Source organism: Pseudomonas sp. JQ36 (assembly GCF_053851495.1).
This window is the reverse complement of record NZ_CM132642.1, coordinates 1992087-2012237: the sequence shown is the minus strand read 5'-3', so window position 1 is coordinate 2012237 and position 20151 is coordinate 1992087. Positions and strand designations below refer to the sequence as shown.

Sequence of the window (20151 nt, the reverse complement as noted above, 5' to 3'; positions counted from 1 at the left end):
GGTGACGGCGGGGCGCGGGATTATGCCTCAAGTGACGGCGTTTGGTTGATCATCTCGCGGATCTTGTTGGCCAGCACTTCAATCGAAAACGGCTTGGCCACCATGTCCATGCCATCCTCGAGAAAGCCCTGACGCTCGGCGGCTTTCTGCGCGTAACCGGTCATGAACAGCACTTTCAGGCCCGGACGATGCTGGCGGGCGATTTCCGCCAGTTGCCGGCCGTTCATCCCCGGCAGGCCGACGTCGGTCACCAGCAGATCCACACGCAGCTCCGATTCCAGCAGCGGCAGGGCGGCGCTGGCGTCGGCGGCTTCGTGGGCGAGGTAACCCAGCTCCTTGAGCAGATCGAGCACCAGCATGCGCACCGCCGGGTCATCCTCAACCACCACCACGGTTTCCCCGCAAGTGGCCGTCGGCGCTGCACCGAGGGTTTCCACGACAGGCCGTTCGGGTTCCAGCAGGTTCAGGCGCGGCAAGTACAAGCGCACACAGGTACCCTGATTCGGCAGGCTGTCGAGGCTGACATGCCCGCCCGACTGCTGGGCGAAGCCATAAATCATCGACAGCCCCAGCCCGGTGCCCTGGCCGATCGGTTTGGTGGTGAAGAACGGATCGAACGCCTTGGCGCGCACCGACGGCGTCATACCGGTGCCGTTGTCGCTGACCGCCAGCATCAGGTAGTCGCCGGCCTTGACCGGTTCGAGGGTGGTGATGTCGTTGCCATCGAGGTAGACGTTGGCGGTTTCGATCAGCAGCTCGCCGCCATCGGGCATGGCGTCGCGGGCGTTGATCACCAGGTTGAGCAAAGCATTTTCCAGTTGGCTGACGTCGGTACTGATCGGCCACACGTCGTCGGCCAGGCGCAGCGTGAGTTCGATCGGGTCGCCCTTGGTGCGGCGGATCAAATCTTCCAGCGAATGAATCAGTTCGTTGACGTTGAGGGTCTTGCGGTCCAGCGACTGCCGACGGGAGAACGCCAGCAAGCGATGGGTCAGCGCCGCCGCTCGGTTGGCCGACGACACCGCCGCTTCGGTGAAACGGCCGATTTCATCGGCGCGGCCATCGGCGATGTAACGCTGCATCAGGTCAAGGCTGCCGATGATCCCGGTGAGCATGTTGTTGAAGTCGTGGGCGATACCGCCGGTGAGCTGGCCGACCGCTTCCATTTTCTGTGCATGGCGCAACGCATCTTCGGCGCGCTCGCGTTCGAACATCTCGTTCTGCAGACGCTGATTGGCCTGGGCCAGTTGTTCGGTACGGGCGCTGACCCGTTCCTCCAGGGTTTCATTGAGATTGCGCAGGGCTTCTTCGGTCTTCTTCCGTTCGGATTCGTCGATCACGAAAATATAGAAACCGTTGACTGAGCCATCGGCGCCGTGGCGCGGCAGGTAATTCATCAGCGCATGCCGGCTGCTGCCGTCGCGATGCGGGGTGTACAGGCTGAACGAGCAGGGCCGCCCGGCCAGCGCTTCGGCAATATACGGCGCGCGCAGGAAGTAGGCTTCTTCGCCGATCACTTCGCGAATGGTGCGGCCATACAACTCCTGCGGCGTGAGGCCGTACCAGTCTAGATACGCCGCGTTGTTCAGGCGAAAGCGCTCTTCGTGGTCGACGTAACTGATGAGGATCGGCATTGCATTGATGATCAGCTGCAATTCCGTCTGGCTCTGACGCAGCGCCTGCTCGGTGTGCTTGCGCTCGGTCAGATCCAGCGCGGCGCCGAGGAAACGCACCGGTCGCCCGTGGTGATCCTTGTAACAGCGGCCCCGGGCAAACACCCAGCGCAGTTCGCCGTCGGCTTTCAGCAGGCGGTATTCCTCGGCGTATTCGGTGCCGTGGGTAATGCAATGCTTGATGCTGCGGGCGATCAACGCGCGGTCTTCGGGGTGCACGCCTTGCAGGTAGTCGCTGATCGGTAGCTGGCTGGCGTGGGCCGGATCGATGCCGTGCAACTGGGCAAAATGGGCGTCGGCGATGAAACGGTCTTCGCCGATGTCCCAGTCCCAGGTGCCGACCGCATCGGTGGCGGCCAGCGCCAGTTGCAGGCGTTCTTCAGTGTCGCGCTGGGCCTTGAGGCTTTCTTCGGAACGGCGTTGCAATTCGAGGGCGATGCGCCGGCGTTCGTTGGTTTCGATGGCGGTCACCAGGATCCCGGCCACCTGAGTGTTTTCATCGCGGATGGGGCTGTAGGTCAGATCCAGCCAGAAGTCAGACTCTACGCCTTCGCGTTGCAGGGTAAATCGCCGTTCGCTGTAGGTGCGCACCTGGCCTTGTAGGACGGCTCGATAAATCGGGTCGGTAAAGTCCTGAAGTTCCGGCCATATAAGGTGCGCCGGCTGTCCGAAAGCGTGCGGATGCTTGCTCCCGGCGAGCATCGCAAAGCCGTTGTTGTAGATTTGCGTGAGCTGCGGCCCCCACAACAGCAGCATCGGCATCGGCGAGTGAATCACGATGTCCACCGCGGTGCGCAGGCTTTGCGGCCAGGTGCCAGAAGCGCCCAACGGCGTGCGACTCCAGTCGATACGGGCGATCAGGGCTTGGGCGTCATCGGGGGAGGGTGTTGCGTTCATCACATCTATCCTGAGCGTCGGTCAGTGCGTTGGCATCTACTATTCTTGCACTTGCGGTAGACGCTGTATGACCCGTTACGTCACGACAGCGGGTCATTTCTGTTCATTGAATGCTTCGCGGGTGCTTATTGCCATGGAAATCGATGCACTGTTGCTCCGTCTGTCGAGCCAGCACGGCTCTGACCTGTTCCTGTCCACGGGAGCGCCACCCAGTGCGCGCATCGACGGCGTGCTGACGCCGTTCAGCGAGCGGCCGTTCAAGCCCGGTGAGGTCGAAGCGATCGCCAGCTCACTGATGGACGCCGAGCAGCGGCGCGAGTTCGATCGGGATCTGGAAATGAACCTGGCAATTTCCCGTACGGGCATCGGACGTTTTCGGGTGAACATCTTCAAGCAACGCAACGACGTGTCAATCGTGATCCGCAACGTCAAACTCGATATTCCGCGTTTCGAAGACCTTAAGCTGCCGCCGGTGTTACAGGAAACGGTAATGCTCAAACAAGGGCTGATCCTGTTCGTTGGTGCCACCGACTCCGGCAAATCCACCTCGCTGGCCGCATTGATCGATCACCGCAACCGCCACAGCAGCGGGCACATCATCACCATCGAAGACCCGGTGGAGTATATCCATCGACACCAGCGCTCGATCATCAATCAACGCGAAGTCGGCGTCGATACCCGCAGTTTCCATGCGGCGCTGAAAAACACCCTGCGCCAGGCGCCGGACGTGGTGCTGATCGGCGAAATTCGCGATCGCGAAACCATGGAGCACGCGCTGACATTCGCCGACACCGGGCACCTGGTGCTGTCGACGCTGCATGCGCACAACGCCAATCAGGCGCTGGACCGTATCGTCAATCTGTTCCCCGAAGAGCGCCGCCCGCAGTTGCTGCATGCACTGGGCAACAATCTCAAGGCGTTCGTCTCGCAACGGCTGGTGCGCACTTTGGACGGTCAGCGGCGGGCGGCGGTCGAAGTGATGCTCGGCACCCCGACCATCGCCGACCTGATCCGCCGCAACGAGTTGGGCGAACTCAAGGGCATCATGGAGAAGTCTGGCGAGGCCGGCATGCAGACCTTTGACGCGGCGTTGTACGGGCTGGTGGTGGAGGGCGTCATCAGTGAAGACGAAGCGCTCAAACATGCCGATTCGCAGAACAATCTGCGGCTGCGTTTGAAGCTGCATGCCGAAGCGGGGCCAGCGCCCGCGCCCTCATCATCAGGCGACTGGGGCTTGATGGATTAACACCTCACCCCTGTGGGAGCGGGCTTGCTCGCGAAAGCGGTGTATCAGTCACATTGTTATCGACTGACAGATTGCCTTCGCGAGCAAGCCCGCTCCCACAAGGGATTGGGATCAGTCCGACAATTCCGGGCGATTGCGAAACTGCTCCAGCGCTTCGGGATTGGCCAGCGCATCGGTATTTTTCACCGGCTCGCCATGCACCACATTGCGCACCGCGAGTTCCACCACCTTGCCGCTGATGGTGCGCGGAATATCGGTCACCGCGACGATCTTCGCCGGCACGTGGCGCGGCGTGGTGTTGGCGCGGATCACCTGGCGGATCTGCTGTTGCAGGGCCTCATCCAGCGTCACGCCATCCTGCAGACGGACAAACAGCACCACGCGCACATCGTCCTGCCATTGCTGCCCGATTGCCACGCTGTCCAGCACCTGCGGGACTTTCTCGACCTGACGATAGATTTCCGCCGTGCCGATGCGCACGCCGCCGGGGTTGAGCACGGCGTCGGAGCGGCCGTGGATCAGCATCCCGCCGTGGGGCAGTTGCTCGGCGTAGTCGCCCTGGGCCCAGACACCGGGGAACAGGCTGAAATAGGATTTGCGCAGCTTTTCTCCGTCAGGGTCGTGCCACAGACCGACGGGCATCGCCGGGAAGTGCCGGGTGCAGACCAGTTCGCCTTTTTCGCCGACCACGGCAACGCCGGCGTCGTTCCACACTTCAACGGCCATGCCCAGGCTCTTGCCCATGATTTCGCCCTGGCGCACCGCCGACAGCGGGTTGCCGTTGACGAAGCACGACACCACATCGGTGCCGCCGGACATCGACGCCAGGCACACATCGCGCTTGAAGTCGCGGTAGACGTAGTCATAGCTCTGTGGCGACAGCGCCGAGCCGGTGCAGAGCAAGGTCTTCAGGCTGCTCAGATCGTGGCTGTGCACAGGCTTGATGCCGCTGCTTTCCAGTGTTGCGAGGAACTTGGGGCTGGTGCCGAACACACTGATGCGCTCATCGTCGATCAGATCGAGCAAGCGCTGGTTATCCGGGTGAAACGGCGAGCCGTCATACAACACCACCGCGCTGCCGACGGCGAGGGCCGAAACCAGCCAGTTCCACATCATCCAGCCGCAAGTGGTGTAGTAGAACAACCGGTCACCGGGGACGAGATCGACGTGCAGCCCATGCTCCTTGGCATGCTGCAGCAGCACGCCGCCGGTGCTGTGCACGATGCATTTGGGCACGCCGGTGGTGCCACTGGAATACAGCACGTACAAAGGGTGATTGAACGGCACCGGAACAAAACGCGGCTCGCCGCCGGGTTGGTAGAAATCGCCCCACAACGTCACGTTGGCGTGGGTTCGGTAATCCTCGGCACGGGCCTGCGTGCGAGCATAGGGCACGATGATCAAGTGCTGCAGCGACGGCAGTTGTGCGAGGATTTCGTTGACCTTGGTGGTCTGGTCGATGTCTTTACCGGCGTAACGGTAGCCGGCGCAGGTGATCAACACTCTGGGTTCGATCTGGCCGAAACGGTCGATCACACCGTGGGTGCCGAAGTCCGGCGAGGAGCACGACCAGATCGCGCCGAGGCTGGTGGTCGCAAGCATCGCCACCAGGGTCTGCCAGGTGTTGGGCATGCACGCGGCCACCCGGTCGCCGAGTCCGACACCGGCGGCTTGCAGGCTGGCCTGAAAACCGGCGACGTGTTCGGCCAGCTCGGCCCAGGTCAGCTGTTCGCGCTGACCGTTTTCCGCCACGGCGATCACTGCAACGGCATCGTCACGACGGCGCAGCAAGTGTTCGGCAAAGTTCAGGGTCGCGCCGGGAAACCATTCGGCACTGGGCATCTGTGCGCCTTCACGCAGGACGGCGTCGGGCTGGGTGTGAAAGCGGATGTCGAAGCAGTCGACGATCGCCTGCCAGAACGCTTCGCGCTGATCCACGCTCCAGCGGTGCAGGTCGGTGTAGCTGCTCAGCGCCAGGCCATGACGCTGATTGATATCGCGGCGGAACTGATCCATGCGCGATTGGGCGATACGCTTGGCATCGGGTTGCCAGAGGAGGTCGGACATTGGTTTGCCTCTTGTTGTGTTGTTCAAGCACGCAGGCCGAGGTGCAGCACTTAATTCTGTGGCGAGGGAGCTTGCTCCCGATCGGCTGCGCAGCAGTCGTAAATTGTCGGGGGCGGCTTCGCCACCCAGCGGGAGCAAGCTCCCTCGCCACAGGGGGCCTGCGCTACCTATTGCGCCAACCACCCCCCATCAATATTCCACGTCGCCCCCCGCACCTGGCTCCCAGCCTCGCTGCACAAGAACAACACCAGTTCCCCCAGATGCTGCGGCGTGACGAACTCCAGCGACGGCTGCTTTTCCGCCAGCAAATCGTGCTGCGCCTGCTGCGGATCGACGCCTTTGGCGGCACGATCATCGATCTGCTTCTGCACTAGCGGCGTCAGCACCCAGCCCGGGCAGATCGCGTTGCAGGTGACGTTACTGGTAGCCGTTTCCAGCCCGACCACTTTGGTCAAACCGATCACCCCGTGCTTGGCCGCAACATACGCAGCCTTGCCGGTCGAACCCACCTGACCGTGCACCGAGGCAATGTTGACGATCCGCCCCCAGCCCTTGGCGCGCATCCCCGGCAGGCTCAGGCGCGTACTGTGGAATACCGACGACAGGTTGATCGCGATAATCGAGTCCCAGCGCTCCACCGGAAACTCCTCAACGGCGGCCACGTGCTGAATCCCGGCGTTGTTGACCAGAATGTCGACGCCGCCGAATTCACGCTCGGCGTAAGCAATCATGTCGGCAATCTGCGCCGGGTCGCTGACGTCCGCCGGATGATGACCGACCTTGCCGCCGAACTGGCCGACTTCGGCGATCACGCTCGAGGCATCACCGAAACCGTTGAGAATCAGGTTGGCGCCGGCCTTGGCCAGGCTCAGGGCGATGCCCAGACCGATGCCGCTGGTGGAACCGGTAACCAGTGCGGTCTTGCCCGAAAGAGTCGTCATGAATACCTCACACAATGCCAGTGGCGTAGAAAGTGCCGATCACTACGAAAACCGCCAGGGTCTTGATCAGCGTAATACAGAAAATGTCTTTATAGGCTTCGCGGTGGGTCAGGCCGGTGACTGCCAGCAGGGTGATCACCGCGCCGTTGTGCGGCAGGGTGTCCATGCCGCCGCTGGCCATCGCAGCCACGCGGTGCAGCACTTCCAGCGGAATGTTCGCGGCGTTTGCCGCCGCGATGAACTGCTCGGACATCGCCGCCAGCGCAATGCTCATGCCTCCCGACGCCGAACCGGTGATACCCGCCAGCAGGGTCACGGTGATCGCTTCATTGACCAGCGGATTGGGGATTTGCTTGAGCCAGTCGGCCAGCACCAGAAAGCCCGGCAACGAAGCGATTACCGCACCGAAACCGTATTCCGAGGCGGTGTTCATCGCCGCCAGCAGTGCACCGCTGACCGCACTTTTGCTGCCTTCGGCGAGTTTGCTGCGGATCGCCTTGAAGCCGAACACCAGCACCATCAGGATGCCGATCAGCAATGCCGCCTGCACCGCCCAGATCGCCGTGAGTTTGGCGATTTCCGTGTTCACCGGCGTGGCCATCCCCGGCAGCGCGAGGCTGTGGGTCTTGCCGTACCACTGCGGAATCCACTGGGTGAACAGCAGGTTCATGATGCCCACCGCCAGCAGCGGCGACAGGGCGATCCATGGGTTCGGCAGCTTCAGGTCTTCGGCGGTTTCCGGCTCGTTACGCAGCTCGGTGCCATAACCTTCGCCGGCGCGCTGGGCCTTGTTGCGTTGGCGCTGCAGGAACAGCATGCCGGCGCAGAACACGAAAATCGTGCCGATCACCCCCAGCCACGGCGCGGCCCACGCGGTGGTGTTGAAGAAGGTGCTGGGGATGATGTTTTGAATCTGCGGCGTACCGGGCAGGGCGTCCATGGTGAACGAGAATGCGCCGAGGGCGATGGTCGCCGGGATCAGGCGCTTGGGGATATTGCTCTGACGGAACATTTCGGCGGCAAACGGATACACCGCAAACACCACCACGAACAACGACACGCCGCCGTAAGTGAGGAGGGCGCAGACCAGCACAATCACCAGCATCGCCTGACGGGTGCCGAGCAAGCGAATCGCTGCGGCCACGATCGAACGGGAGAACCCTGATAATTCGATCAATTTGCCGAACACGGCGCCGAGCAGGAACACCGGAAAATACAGTTTGATGAAACCGACCATTTTCTCCATGAACACCCCGGTGAAGGCAGGGGCGACGGCGGAAGGGTCAGTGAGCAGGACAGCGCCGAGGGCGGCAATCGGGGCGAAGAGGATGACGCTGTAGCCACGGTAGGCGGCAAGCATCAGCAGCGCGAGGGCTGCCAAGGCGATGATCACACTCATGGAGTGTCTCCAGGGATTGTTATTTTTGTGGGTGAAGCGGGTGCGGTAGAGGTGTTAGCGAGATCTGTGCCAGATACTCAAATCATTGAAATATAAGGGTTTTATTGGTTTAAGCGTGTTGAGAGTTGAAGGGCAGTCTCTCTTTGGAGATTTTTGTCGAGAGGCTGACGCCTTCGCGAGCAAGCCCGCTCCCACATTTGGAATGCGTATCCCCTGTGGGAGCGGGCTTGCTCGCGAAGCTTTTGCTGTTGTCTTTTATTGGAGACTTGGGTCTCTTTATTGAGACTCGGCGATACCCAAGGCCAGCATCTTCTTGTACAACGTCGAGCGCCCCAACCCCAGCCGAGCCGCCGCCTCCGGCACTTTGCCCGCACATTGCGCGAGGGCAGACTGGATCAGTTGCCGGTCAAACCGCTGCCGCGCCTCGGCAAAGGTTTCTTCCGCCAACGGGTCCAGCGTGGTTGCAGACGGGCGTTCAACCGGTGTGAAGGTGCCGATTGCAGCGCGAATATCCTCTTCGGTGAGGATCAGGTCGTCGCTGAGCAGCGCTGCGCGCTCCAGCACGTTGCGCAATTCGCGGATATTGCCCGGCCACGCGTGTTGTCCGAGCAGGTTCAGCGCTGCGCGACTCAGTTCATGCTGGCTGCGCAGTTCTTCAAGAATCGCTTCGCTGAGCGCCGGCAGATCGTCGAGACGTTCGCGCAGCGGCGGAACCTGAATCGGCAGCACGTTGAGACGGTAATACAGGTCGGCGCGGAACTCACCGCGCTTGATCGCGGCTTGCAGATCGGTCGAAGTCGCGGCGATCACTCGCACATCGCTCTGGATCACGTCGTTGGAGCCAACCGGTTCGAACTCCTTTTCCTGCAGCACCCGCAGCAGTTTGCTTTGCAGCGGCAACGGCATGTCGCCGATCTCATCGAGAAACAGCGTCCCACCCTGAGCAATCTGCAACTTGCCGGTACGACCCTTGCGGTCAGCGCCGGTAAACGCACCGGGCGCGGTGCCGAAGAATTCGGCTTCGAGCAACGCCTCCGGGATTGCCGCGCTGTTGATGCTGACGAAGGCTTTGTGCGCCCGGGGCGAAGCGCTGTGAATCGCCTGAGCCAGCAACTCCTTGCCGGTGCCGGTTTCGCCGAGCAGCAACACCGGGGATTCGGCGCTGGCACTACGGCGGGCGCGGCGTTTGACCTCGAGGCTGGCGCTGCTGGTACCGATGAAATGGGCAAAGTTGTATTTGGTCTGCCGGGCCCGCAGCAGCGAGCGGGTCGAGGCCAGTTCTTCCTGCATGCTCAGGTAGCGCTTGAGCATCGGCGACAGGCTGCGCAATTCATCAAACAGAGCAAAACCGATGGCGCCGATCACCGCCCCGGCGTCGTCGTGGATCGGCAGGCGCATCACCACCAGCGGCTCTTTCGGCGTGTCCTGCATGTCCAGCAGAATCGGCCGGCCGGTGCGCACCACTTCACGCAGCAGGCTGCCGGGGATCACGCTTTCGCAGGGTTGGCCGATGGCTTTTTTCGCCGACTCAAGACCGAAACGCCGGGCGTAACGCTCGTTCATCCAGACGATGTTGGCATCACGATCGACAATCACCGTGCCTTCGCTGGACTGTTCGATGATCTCGAACAGCGAGCGGATTGCCAGCGAGCGAACGCGTTGGTAGTCCTTGAGGCTTTCGGTGGTGTTCATCTGACAGATCCTGAATATTTTTCGGCTTTGGCGACGCCATCGCGAGCAGGCTCACTCCTACACTGGAACGCATTTCAAATGTAGGAGTGAGCCTGCTCGCGATAGATGCTACTCGGTATCAAGGCATGCGCCAGATTATGCCTACCCCGGATGCGCCGCTGCCAACAGCTCTTTGGTGTAAGGATGCTGCGGCGAGTCGAACACCTCGTGGCTGGCGCCGCGTTCCACCACTTTGCCGTCCTTGATCACGATCATGTCATGTGCCAGCGCTCGCACCACCGCCAGGTCGTGGCTGATGAACAGGTAGGTCAGACCGTGTTTTTCCTGAAGGTCGCGGAGCAGGGCGACCACTTGTTTCTGCACGGTTCGGTCGAGGGCCGAAGTCGGCTCGTCAAGCAGGATCAGCGCCGGTTTCAGCACCAGTGCCCGGGCGATGGCGATGCGCTGTCGCTGACCGCCGGAAAACTCGTGCGGGTAGCGATGACGGCTTTCCGGATCGAGACCGACTTCCTTGAGTACGCGGATCACCTGTGCGTCGCATTCATCGGCGCTGGACTGACAGTGCACCTCCAGCCCTTCGCTGATGATCTGCGCCACCGACATCCGTGGACTGAGGCTGCCGAACGGATCCTGAAACACCACCTGCATCTGCCGACGCCATGGCCGCAACTGCTTCTGATCGAGGCCATCGAGGGCGGTGCCCTGAAAACGGATACTGCCCTTGGAATCGAGCAACCTCAGAATCGCCTGACCCAGGGTCGACTTGCCCGAACCGGACTCACCGACAATGCCCAGGGTTTTGCCGCGCTGGATATTCAGGCTGATGCCGTCCACCGCGCGCAAATATTGTTTGCGCTGGAACAGCCCGCCGCCGACGACGAACTCGACCCGCAGATCATCCACCTCCAGCACGTTCTCGCGTTCATCGCGGGGCAGGGCTTCGCCTTCCGGCTCGGCGTTGAGCAGTACGCAGCTGTAAGGGTGTTTCGGTTCGGTAAACAGGGTTTCGCACGGGGCTTGCTCGACGATTTCGCCAGCCTTCATCACGCACACCCGTTGCGCAATGCTGCGCACCAGATTGAGGTCATGACTGATCAGCAGCAGCGACATGCCCAGGCGTTGTTGCAAGGATTTGAGCAGCAGCAGGATCTTGCGCTGCACCGTCACATCCAGCGCGGTGGTCGGCTCGTCGGCGATCAGCAGTTCCGGCTCGCAAGCCAGCGCCATGGCAATCATCACCCGTTGCCGCTGGCCGCCGGACAGTTGATGCGGATAGGCCTTTAGGCGCCTTTTGGCCTTCTGAATGCCCACCAGTTCCAGCAATTCAAGAATGCGCTGCTGCGCCGCTTTACCGCCCAGGCCGCGATGCACCAGCAGGGTCTCGCCGATCTGCTTTTCGATGGTGTGCAGTGGATTGAGCGAGGTCATCGGTTCCTGGAAGATCATCGCGATCCGGTTGCCGCGCAGTTCACGCAGCACCTTCGGATCGGCTCCGAGCAGTTCCTGACCGCGATAACGAATGCTGCCGCTGGTTTGCGCATCGCCTTCGGGGAGCAATTGCAGAATCGAATGCGCGGTCACCGATTTGCCCGAGCCCGACTCGCCCACCAAGGCCAGGCACTCGCCGGGGCGGATGTCCAGGCACAGACTGCGCACCGCCGGCTGGCCATGGAAGGCGACGTTCAGGTCACGGATTTCGATCAGGTTATCAGTCATGGTCACATTTCAGGATCGAGGGTCGAACGCGTCACGTAACGCTTCGCCGATGAACACCAGTAAGGAAAGAATCAGCGCCAGGGTGAAGAACGCCGTCAGCCCGAGCCACGGCGCTTGCAGGTTCTGCTTGCCCTGGCCGATCAGTTCGCCCAGCGAGGCACTGCCGGCGGGCATGCCGAAACCGAGGAAGTCGAGAGCGGTGAGGGTGGAAATCGCGCCGGTGAGAATGAACGGCAGGTAACTCAGTGTCGCGTTCATCGCATTCGGCAGGATGTGCCGGAAAATCACCTTGCGGTCGCTCAGGCCTAACGCGCGCGCCGCTTTGACGTATTCCAGATTACGCCCGCGCAGGAACTCGGCGCGCACCACATCCACCAGTGCTAGCCACGAAAACAGCGCCATGATCCCCAGCAGCCACCAGAAATTCGGCTCGACGAAACCGGACAGAATGATCAGCAGGTACAGCACCGGCAATCCGCTCCAGACCTCCAGCAGACGCTGCCCGAGCAGATCGACCCAACCGCCGTAATAGCCTTGCAGTGCGCCGGCGGCAATGCCGATCAGCGCGCTGACGGCGGTCAGCATCAAGGCAAACAGGATCGATACCCGTGCACCGAAAATCACCCGCGCCAACACATCACGCGCCTGATCGTCGGTGCCGAGCCAGTTGACCTTTGAGGGCGGGCTCGGCGCAGGTTGATTGAGGTCGTAGTTGGGCGTGTCATCGCTGAACGGGATCGGCGGAAATAGCAGCCAGCCACCGTCCTTGCGGATCAGGTTCTGCACATAGTCACTGCGGTAATCGGCCTGGAACGGCAGTTGCCCGCCAAACTCCTGCTCGGTGTGGCGCTTGAAGACCGGGAAGTAGAGCTGGTTCTGATAGCTGACCACCAGCGGTTTGTCATTGGCGATCAGTTCACCGCCCAGTGTCACCACGAACAGGCCGATAAACAGCCACAGCGACCACCAGCCACGGCGGTTTTTCTTGAATCGCGCAAAACGGCGACGGCCCAGAGGCGAGAGCTTGAACATCAGGCGTTCCTCGCAGCGAAGTCGATACGCGGATCGACCAGGGTGTAGCACAAGTCGCCGATCAGTTTTATCAAGAGGCCGAACAGGGTGAAGATGAACAGCGAGCCGAACACCACCGGATAGTCCCGGGAAACTGCCGCTTCGTAACTCATGCGGCCGAGACCGTCGAGGGAGAAGATCACTTCGATCAACAGTGAGCCGGCAAAGAACACACTGATGAACGCCTGCGGAATCCCCGAGACCACCAGCAGCATCGCGTTGCGGAACACGTGACCGTAAAGCACGCGTCGTTCGCTCAGGCCTTTGGCGCGGGCGGTGACCACGTACTGGCGGGTGATTTCATTGAGGAACGAGTTCTTGGTGAGAATCGTCAGCGTGGCGAAGCCGCCAATCACCAGCGCCGTCACCGGCAACACCAGATGCCAGAAGTAATCGGCGATCTTGCCCAGGGTCGACAGCGATTCGAAGTTGTCCGAGACCAGTCCGCGCACCGGAAACCAGTTCAATGACGTGCCACCGGCAAACACCACGATCAGAAACATCGCAAACAGAAACGCCGGCATCGCGTAGCCGATAATGATCGCGGTGCTGCTCCAGATGTCGAAATGGCTGCCGTGATGCACCGCTTTGCGGATGCCCAGCGGGATCGACACCAGATAGGTGATCAGCGTCGCCCACAGGCCGAGGGAAATGGTCACCGGCATTTTTTCCAGAATCAGATCGGTGACTGTCGCGCCGCGGAAAAAGCTCTTGCCGAAGTCCAGCTGCGCGTAGTTCTTGAGCATCAGCCACAGACGCTCATGCGCCGGTTTGTCGAAACCGTATTGCTTTTCGATGTCCTTGATCAGTTGCGGATCGAGGCCACGGCTGGCACGCGAGGTGCCGCTCATGGTTTCGCTGGAACCGCCACCGACACTCGCGCCGCCGATCCCTTGCAGATGGGCGATGGCCTGTTCGACCGGGCCACCGGGTGCCGCCTGAATGATCACGAAATTGACCAGCAGGATGATCACCAGCGTCGGAATGATCAGCAGCAGGCGCCGCAGAATGTATGCCCACATCAGTGCGGTCCTCCGGGTCTGCCACGCCCGATTTTCTCGGCGGTCATCTGCTGGTTGGTCAACGGCGTGCTGCTGATTTCCCACCAGCTCTCGATGGCTTCGTCATTGCTGGCCTGGATCGCCGGCATGCCGAAACGGTTCCACCAGACGGTGGAGGTGCCCGGCGGGTAATAGTTGGGAATCCAGTAGTAGTTCCATTGCAACACCCGATCCAGCGCATGGGCATAGTGCAGCATGTCACTCTGGGTCGAGGCACGGATCAGGCCGTTGATCAGGGTGTCGACCGCCGGATTTTTCAGCACCATGTAGTTGTTGGCGCCGGGGTCGTTGGCCGATATCGAGCCGAAGTAGTTGAGCAGCTCGCCACCCGGAGACGTGCTGACCGGGTAGCCGGTGACGATCATGTCGTAGTCGCGGCTCATCAGGCGATTGACGTATTGCGAGGAGTCGATGCGGCGGATATTCAGCTCGATGCCGATCTGTTTCAGCGTGCGCTTGTAAGGCAGGAGCAGGCGGTCCATGCCGTTCTGACTGACCAGAAAGGTGAAACTCAGCGGCTCGCCCTCGGCATTGACCAGTTGGTCGCCCTCGGGTTTCCAGCCGGCCTGTTCGAGCAGTTCCAGGGCTTGCAGCTGTTTATCGCGGATCAGCCCGCTGCCATCGGTTTTCGGTGCCTCGAAGACCTGGGTGAAGACCTCGTCGGGAACCTGCCCGCGCAATGGCTCAAGGATTTTCAGCTCGGCGGCATCCGGCAGCTCGCGGGCTGCCAGTGCGGTATTGGAGAAATAGCTCTGCTGGCGGATGTACATGTTGCGCATCATCTGCCGGTTGCTCCACTCGAAATCCCAGAGCATCGCCAGCGCCTGACGCACCCGACGATCCTGAAACATCGGTTTTTGCAGGTTGAATACGAAGCCCTGCGCCGATTGCGGGGCTTCGGTGGCCAGGTGGGCCTTCTGCAAACGACCGTCACTCAGCGCAGGGCTGTCGTAACCGATCGAATAGCCAGTGGCGGAAAACTCGCGGTTGTAGTCATAGGCACCGCCGCGCAGTACTTGGCGTGCGACATCGGTGTCGCCGAAATACTCGATGCTGAAGTGATCGAAGTTGTACAGGCCGCGACTGACCGGCAGATCCTTGCCCCACCAGTCGGGGTTGCGCTCAAAAGTGATGCTGCGCCCGGAATCAACCTTGCCGACCCGATACGGGCCGCTGCCCAGTGGCGGTTCATAGCCACCGCCGCCGGCGAAGTCGCGGGTTTTCCACCAGTGCTCGGGGAATACCGGCAGGGTGGCGATGTCCAGCGGCAAAGTGCGGTTCTCGTTGCTCTTGAAATCGAAACGCACGGTCAGCGGCGCTTCCACTTCAACACCTTTGACGTCGGCGAACTGCGTGCGATAGCGCAGGCTGCCCTGGGTCATCAACAGGTCATAGGTGTAGCGCACGTCTTGCGCAGTGATCGGCTTGCCGTCTGCGAAACGTGCCTTGGGATCAATGAAGAAGCGCAGCGACAGGCCATCCTCCGAGCGCTCCATCTTCTGCGCCACCAGGCCGTAGACGGTGTAAGGCTCGTCCATCGAACGCTGGGCCAGCGGCGAATAGAGCATGCCGTCAATCTGGGTGACACCGATGCCTTTGTCTATATAAGGCAGGATGTGATCGAAATGCCCGATCTCTATCGCCGAGCGGCGCATGGTGCCGCCCTTGGGCGCCTGCGGATTGGTGTAGTCGAAGTGGCTGAAACCGGCCGGGTATTTGGCAGGTTCGCCATAGACGGTCAACGCGTGTTGCGGGGTAGCGTCCACACCAGCGGCGCCCAACAGCAGGGCCACGGCAGTGAACAGCAAAGTCGGGAAAGCCAGTCGCATTGTCAGCCTTAAAGCCGGGTGATCGATAAGCGCAATTTGTACGCGAGCGGCGCGTCAGTCGCCAGCCGTATCCTGTAACCAAAACACAACGGCCCACCAAAAGGCGGGCCGTTGCACAGCAGACCGGACGCGGGATCAGTCCTGACGGCTGGTGACTTCGAGCAGGTGATAACCGAACTGGGTCTTCACCGGGCCTTGCACGACGTTGATCGGCGCGCTGAAGACCACGGTGTCGAATTCCTTGACCATCTGGCCAGGACCGAAAGAACCCAGATCGCCGCCCTGACGGCTGGACGGGCAGGTGGAGTTGGCCTTGGCGACTTCGGCGAAATCAGCACCGCCTTCGATCTGGGCCTTGAGTTCGTTGCACTTGTCTTCGCTGGAAACCAGGATGTGGCGGGCAGTGGCTTTAGCCATGGGGAAACTCTCCAATCTATTTCAGTAAAGTGCGGAGCCTACCGGATTCAGTAAGCGATTTCTCGGCAAAGTTCCACTCGGTGCGTTGATGTACATCTATAGGTGCGCGGCCTTCAGGCGTACCGCGTGTTCGACGTAGAGGTCGACAGGATCCGCGCCGGGTATTCGCAACCCGCCCGGACGGCGCAAGCTGCCAAGGTGATTGAAAGGGTAGTCGGCGCGTATGACCCGCCCCAGATGAGAACTGTAGCGACCCACGAAGCCATCGTTCTGTCCGGCCTCCTTGACGAAATGGCTGGATAATGCGTGGCAGACGGAATGCACTGGGTCCAGAGCCTGCAACAAATTGTCCTGCAGCGTGCCGCTCCAGGAATAGTAGTGAACGTCATTGACCCGTTCCGCCCCCTGGCCGCCCCAGGTAGAAGGCAGGCCTTGAGGGTACTTTTTGTTGAATTGCACAACGCCCGCAGTCGTCAGGGCATTGAGTGCGGCGACGGCGTTCTGCGGCATGCCGGGTTGACCGCTGAGCAGCGAGAGGAATCGAGCAAACTGTGTCGCAGCGTGCTCCGCCACCTGCTCCGGCAGGCCTCCTGGAATCAGCGCCAGGCGTAAGGCGTCAGCCAGTTCCGAGCCGTGATTGGGGCCACTGACCGACGTGACCGAGGCGACTTTCTCCGGCGCGAGCGCAGCGGCATAACGGCATGCCAGCGCGCCCTGGCTATGTCCGATCAGATTGACTTTACCGGCGCCGGTGCCGCGCAGAACGCGTTCGATCTGGAACATCAATTGCTGGCCGCGAACTTCGTTGTCATGGGTTGCGGACAGCTGCGGCACAAAGACTTGCCCGCCTGCTTCCCTCAGCGCTTGCTTGACATCATGAAAAAGCTCGAAATGGCCGATACGGTCAAACCCGAACAGGCCATGGACCAAAAGGATGGGGTAGCGGGTTGTCGCATTCCGTTGCATGTTCCTGCCTCTTTTGCAGATGCTTGTCAGTGGTTGGTGCGTGCCACTGTAAAACAGGCCTGCGGGTCGGCGATGTCTGAAAAATCCTCTGTACTGAAAGGAAATTGGACTAAAAGCGGTACGAATTTTCGCTTCTGCTTGAGAGGGTAGTCGGAACATTTGGCAATCTTTTGCCCGTTATCGCTGGATTCTGCTTCGTAAGCCTACGTTATGCGGTGTATTTACCCTGCCGATGGAAGGCGTTGTGCTGACTTCCGCCAATCGCTGGATGGTGTTCAATGGATTTCGTTCGACGCGGCCTTCACGGCGGCGTTTTATCCAAGGAATGGAGCTACGAATGTCTATATACGAAGCCAATGGCGATTCTTCTGTGGCATCAGCGTCAAATATGTCCCCTGTAGCGGATGACTCTGATGAGCGCGGTCTTCTGAGTTTGAAGGTGGACGGCAAGCACTTCGAGTTCTGCTATCGACCTGGGTCTGCAGCGGCACCCTCTCCAGACTCGTGGCTGCCTGCACCGATGCTCGAGGTTATGGAGGGCGGAATGCTTGATCCTTCACTCGACAACGCATTCGTCAGGGTTGCGCCTTACCCGAACATGTTGTGCGGCGACAAACTTGTGCTGAGCTGGCAAGGACTGGATGACGAAGGATTGCCCTATATTCACGAAACCACACGTGCGGTCAGTGAAAGGCAGGTGGGTCAGGAACTCGTCTTTGTCGTAAAGGGTTCGCATATCGCAGCGCTGGAGCGCGGCTCGCTGGAGGTTTACTGGACGCTGTACAGCGTCGCGCAGCCGAAGCCGGTGCCGTCCAGTCGTTTGCAGCTGAATGTGGGTGATCCGGAACCCGATCTGCTGGCTCCGATCCTTGAAGAGACGGTGGGTGGGACGCTCGATCCAGCCCGTGTTCCGCAAGGCACTAGCGTTATCGTACGACCTTATGCCCGGATGGCTGTCGGGGACCGGATCATCCTGTCCTGGCATGGTGTCGAAGGACTGCCGGTGATCAACGATGTGTTGCTCGTGGAGCAGTTTGCGGTCGGCGAAGCACTGTCTTTCTGGATACCCGCAGATTGCATCGCCCCTCATCGTATGCAGGAGGTAAGCGTCAGCTACCGGGTGGAATCAGGGGCGGCGCAGGTGAGGAACTCTGCCAGCTCGCGAATTCTGATTGCGCCATTGATGCGCGGCGATCTCGCAGCTCCGCAGGTACTGGAAGCGCAAGATGGCGAACTGGAGGTAGTAGATGCCGAGGATGGCATCACCGTGGTGATCGGCAATGCCCAGGCCGAGGAGGGGGAGCTGGTTTACTTGAAATGCGATGGTGAGTATTTCAGTCACCGCGATGATCGGGACATTACCCGGGAAACCGCAGGCCAGCCCTTGGTATTCATCGTGCCTTACCGTTTCTGGCGAGAACACCGGGAAACTGTGGTGCAGGTGTCGTATTCAGTGGAGCGGCTGGATGATGTCAGCCAGGCTTCCGAGACAACCCGCATCCGGGTGTGGGCATAACCCGGTGGTGAAGTCTGAACGATGAATCAGCCTTTGCGGGATTTTGATAAGCCCGCAAAGGCTGCTCGGATCATCAGGCTCGAAGACGCTCGGCAGTGCTCGACAGCAACTGTTCCGTCGCACTGAACCCGAGGCAACCATCGGTAACCGACACGCCGTAACGCAGTGTGGGGCTTAACGGCTGGCAGCCTTCGAACAGGTGGGATTCAATCATCATGCCGATCAAGGAGCGATCGCCCATCAGGCGTTGTTCGAGAACTGCGTTGAACACGTCGGGCTGGCGTAATGGGTCCTTACCGCTGTTGGCGTGGCTGCAGTCGACCATGATCCGGCTCGGAATCTTCAGTCGGCTCAGGTCGGCGTGTACCCGGGCGACGCTTTCGCGATCGTAGTTCGGACCGTGATGACCGCCGCGCAGCACTATATGAGTGTCGGGGTTGCCCGGGGTCTGAATGATCGCCGGGTGTCCTTGGCTGTCGACGCCGAAGTGTCGGTGCGGATGTGCTGCCGAGCGCATGGCGTCGACGGCTACACTCACGCCACCGTCGGTGCCGTTCTTGAAACCGACGGGCATGTTCAGGCCGCTGGCCATTTCCCGGTGGATCTGCGATTCGGTGGTGCGTGCGCCGATGGCAACCCAACTGAGCAGGTCGTCGAAGTAGCCGGCGGCCATCGGCTGTAGCAGTTCGGTGGCGATGGGTAGGCCCAGACGGATCATCTCGATCATCAATTCGCGAGACAGGGTCAGGCCGGCAGCCATGTCATCGCTACCGTCCAGGTGCGGGTCGTAGGCCAGACCTTTCCAGCCAACGGTGGTGCGGGGCTTTTCGACGTAAGCGCGCATTACCAGCAGCATCTCGTCGCTGACTTCATGGGCCAGGCGGGAAAGTTTTTCGGCGTATTCGAGTGCGGAGCGCGGGTCATGAATCGAACAAGGGCCGACGACGATCAGCAGTCGATGGTCTTCGCCATCGAGAATCGCGCGGACCGCCTGGCGGTGGGCTGCGACTTGCTGGGCGAGGGCATTGCTCAGGGGCAATTGCTGTTTGAGCTGCAACGCGCTGGGCAGACGCAGGGTCAGTGCTTCGTTGGCAGAATCAAGGGTGGTCAGTGGCAGAGCAGAAACAGACGAGTTCATATTCGGGATTCCTGGGCTGGCGGCGGGTGCTTCCCGCTCACTCGGCCCTATTGGGGTGTTCGACAATTGGCCGTATTGGCTGCGTGTGTGTGCTTGCCACCTGTGGGTGACCGATCGGAGGCGGCAGGCTGTCCCGAGCGGAGGCTGCTAAATCGCCAGGCGCTAAAAGTGTCGTAACGGTAATAAGTGGCGTAGTTCATGGGGTAATCCTCAAAGTGTCTGGTGTGTTGCTGAAAAAGTTGGGGCCTGAAAAAACAAAACCCCCGGTCGGGAGGCCGACCGGGGGTTGAGAATTCTCTGGTAGGCGACCCGTTTTCATGGGCGCCGGTGGGTATCAGGCGCGCCAGTGGCTAAACCAATACCCAAAATAAAAGCTGGCAGGAGCACAAACGTCATTCACCCGGGCAGCCGCAACCGAGCGCAGGGCGCTGGCGGAACGAAGCTGTGAGAGGGCGTTGAACATGGTCTGTCTCCAATGAATGCGCCGAGCTTACTAGAGGCCCGTACGCCTGAGCAATCAGA

At 60.8% G+C, this 20151-nt stretch carries 14 protein-coding genes; 2 read left to right on the top strand and 12 right to left on the bottom strand.

All coding sequences use genetic code 11. The features are described 5' to 3' along the window. Positions 1-20: 20 nt before the first annotated feature. Positions 21-2570, bottom strand: coding sequence for a PAS domain-containing protein (locus ACS4NR_RS08940; RefSeq protein ID WP_456019754.1), 2550 nt, complete (start codon positions 2568-2570; stop codon positions 21-23). A 133-nt stretch (positions 2571-2703) separates the two neighbouring features. On the opposite strand from ACS4NR_RS08940, the gene ACS4NR_RS08935 reads away from it, so the two are divergent. After that, on the top strand, positions 2704-3816 hold the full coding sequence (locus tag ACS4NR_RS08935; protein WP_166495938.1) for a PilT/PilU family type 4a pilus ATPase: 1113 nt from the start codon (positions 2704-2706) through the stop codon (positions 3814-3816). A gap of 111 nt (positions 3817-3927) precedes the next feature. On the opposite strand, the gene ACS4NR_RS08930 is transcribed toward ACS4NR_RS08935, so the two are convergent. From ACS4NR_RS08930 to ACS4NR_RS08885, 10 genes are all read right to left on the bottom strand, one after another. Next, positions 3928-5883, bottom strand: coding sequence for an acetoacetate--CoA ligase (locus ACS4NR_RS08930; RefSeq protein ID WP_456019752.1), 1956 nt, complete (start codon positions 5881-5883; stop codon positions 3928-3930). A 167-nt stretch (positions 5884-6050) separates the two neighbouring features. Then, a complete protein-coding gene (gene hbdH / locus ACS4NR_RS08925; RefSeq protein WP_456019751.1) occupies positions 6051-6824 on the bottom strand; it encodes a 3-hydroxybutyrate dehydrogenase in 774 nt (257 codons plus the stop codon). Between the two features lie 7 nt (positions 6825-6831). Next, positions 6832-8223, bottom strand: coding sequence for a GntP family permease (locus tag ACS4NR_RS08920; protein ID WP_456019749.1), 1392 nt, complete (start codon positions 8221-8223; stop codon positions 6832-6834). A gap of 276 nt (positions 8224-8499) precedes the next feature. After that, complete coding sequence (locus ACS4NR_RS08915; protein ID WP_456019748.1) at positions 8500-9915, bottom strand: sigma-54 interaction domain-containing protein; 1416 nt, start codon at positions 9913-9915, stop codon at positions 8500-8502. Positions 9916-10056: 141 nt separating this feature from the next. Beyond that, the gene (locus tag ACS4NR_RS08910; protein ID WP_456019747.1) at positions 10057-11631 is read right to left on the bottom strand and encodes an ABC transporter ATP-binding protein; all 1575 of its coding nucleotides are present in this window, start codon (positions 11629-11631) and stop codon (positions 10057-10059) included. Positions 11632-11640: 9 nt separating this feature from the next. Continuing rightward, entirely contained in the window at positions 11641-12663 is a 1023-nt protein-coding gene (locus ACS4NR_RS08905; protein ID WP_115984822.1) for an ABC transporter permease, read from the bottom strand. Continuing rightward, positions 12663-13724: a microcin C ABC transporter permease YejB gene (locus ACS4NR_RS08900; RefSeq protein ID WP_115984821.1), complete on the bottom strand. Its 1062-nt coding sequence runs from the start codon at positions 13722-13724 to the stop codon at positions 12663-12665. The genes ACS4NR_RS08905 and ACS4NR_RS08900 overlap by 1 nt, the downstream gene beginning before the upstream one ends. Next, positions 13724-15592 carry an extracellular solute-binding protein gene (locus ACS4NR_RS08895; protein WP_095136145.1) on the bottom strand — a complete coding sequence of 623 codons (1869 nt, stop codon included), beginning with the start codon at positions 15590-15592 and terminating at the stop codon, positions 13724-13726. The genes ACS4NR_RS08900 and ACS4NR_RS08895 overlap by 1 nt, the downstream gene beginning before the upstream one ends. A 135-nt stretch (positions 15593-15727) precedes the next feature. Next, positions 15728-16009, bottom strand: coding sequence for a peptidylprolyl isomerase (locus tag ACS4NR_RS08890; RefSeq protein ID WP_007912303.1), 282 nt, complete (start codon positions 16007-16009; stop codon positions 15728-15730). A gap of 96 nt (positions 16010-16105) precedes the next feature. Continuing rightward, positions 16106-16975 (bottom strand): esterase/lipase family protein, encoded by an 870-nt coding sequence (locus ACS4NR_RS08885; RefSeq protein WP_456019746.1) that lies wholly within the window; start codon positions 16973-16975, stop codon positions 16106-16108. Positions 16976-17312: 337 nt separating this feature from the next. Here ACS4NR_RS08885 and ACS4NR_RS08880 point away from each other — a divergent pair, with 337 nt between their 5' ends. Continuing rightward, entirely contained in the window at positions 17313-18491 is a 1179-nt protein-coding gene (locus ACS4NR_RS08880) for a hypothetical protein (RefSeq protein WP_456019744.1), read from the top strand. Between the two features lie 73 nt (positions 18492-18564). On the opposite strand, the gene ACS4NR_RS08875 is transcribed toward ACS4NR_RS08880, so the two are convergent. Further along, on the bottom strand, positions 18565-19629 hold the full coding sequence (locus ACS4NR_RS08875) for a 3-deoxy-7-phosphoheptulonate synthase (protein ID WP_456019743.1): 1065 nt from the start codon (positions 19627-19629) through the stop codon (positions 18565-18567). Positions 19630-20151: the final 522 nt, after the last annotated feature.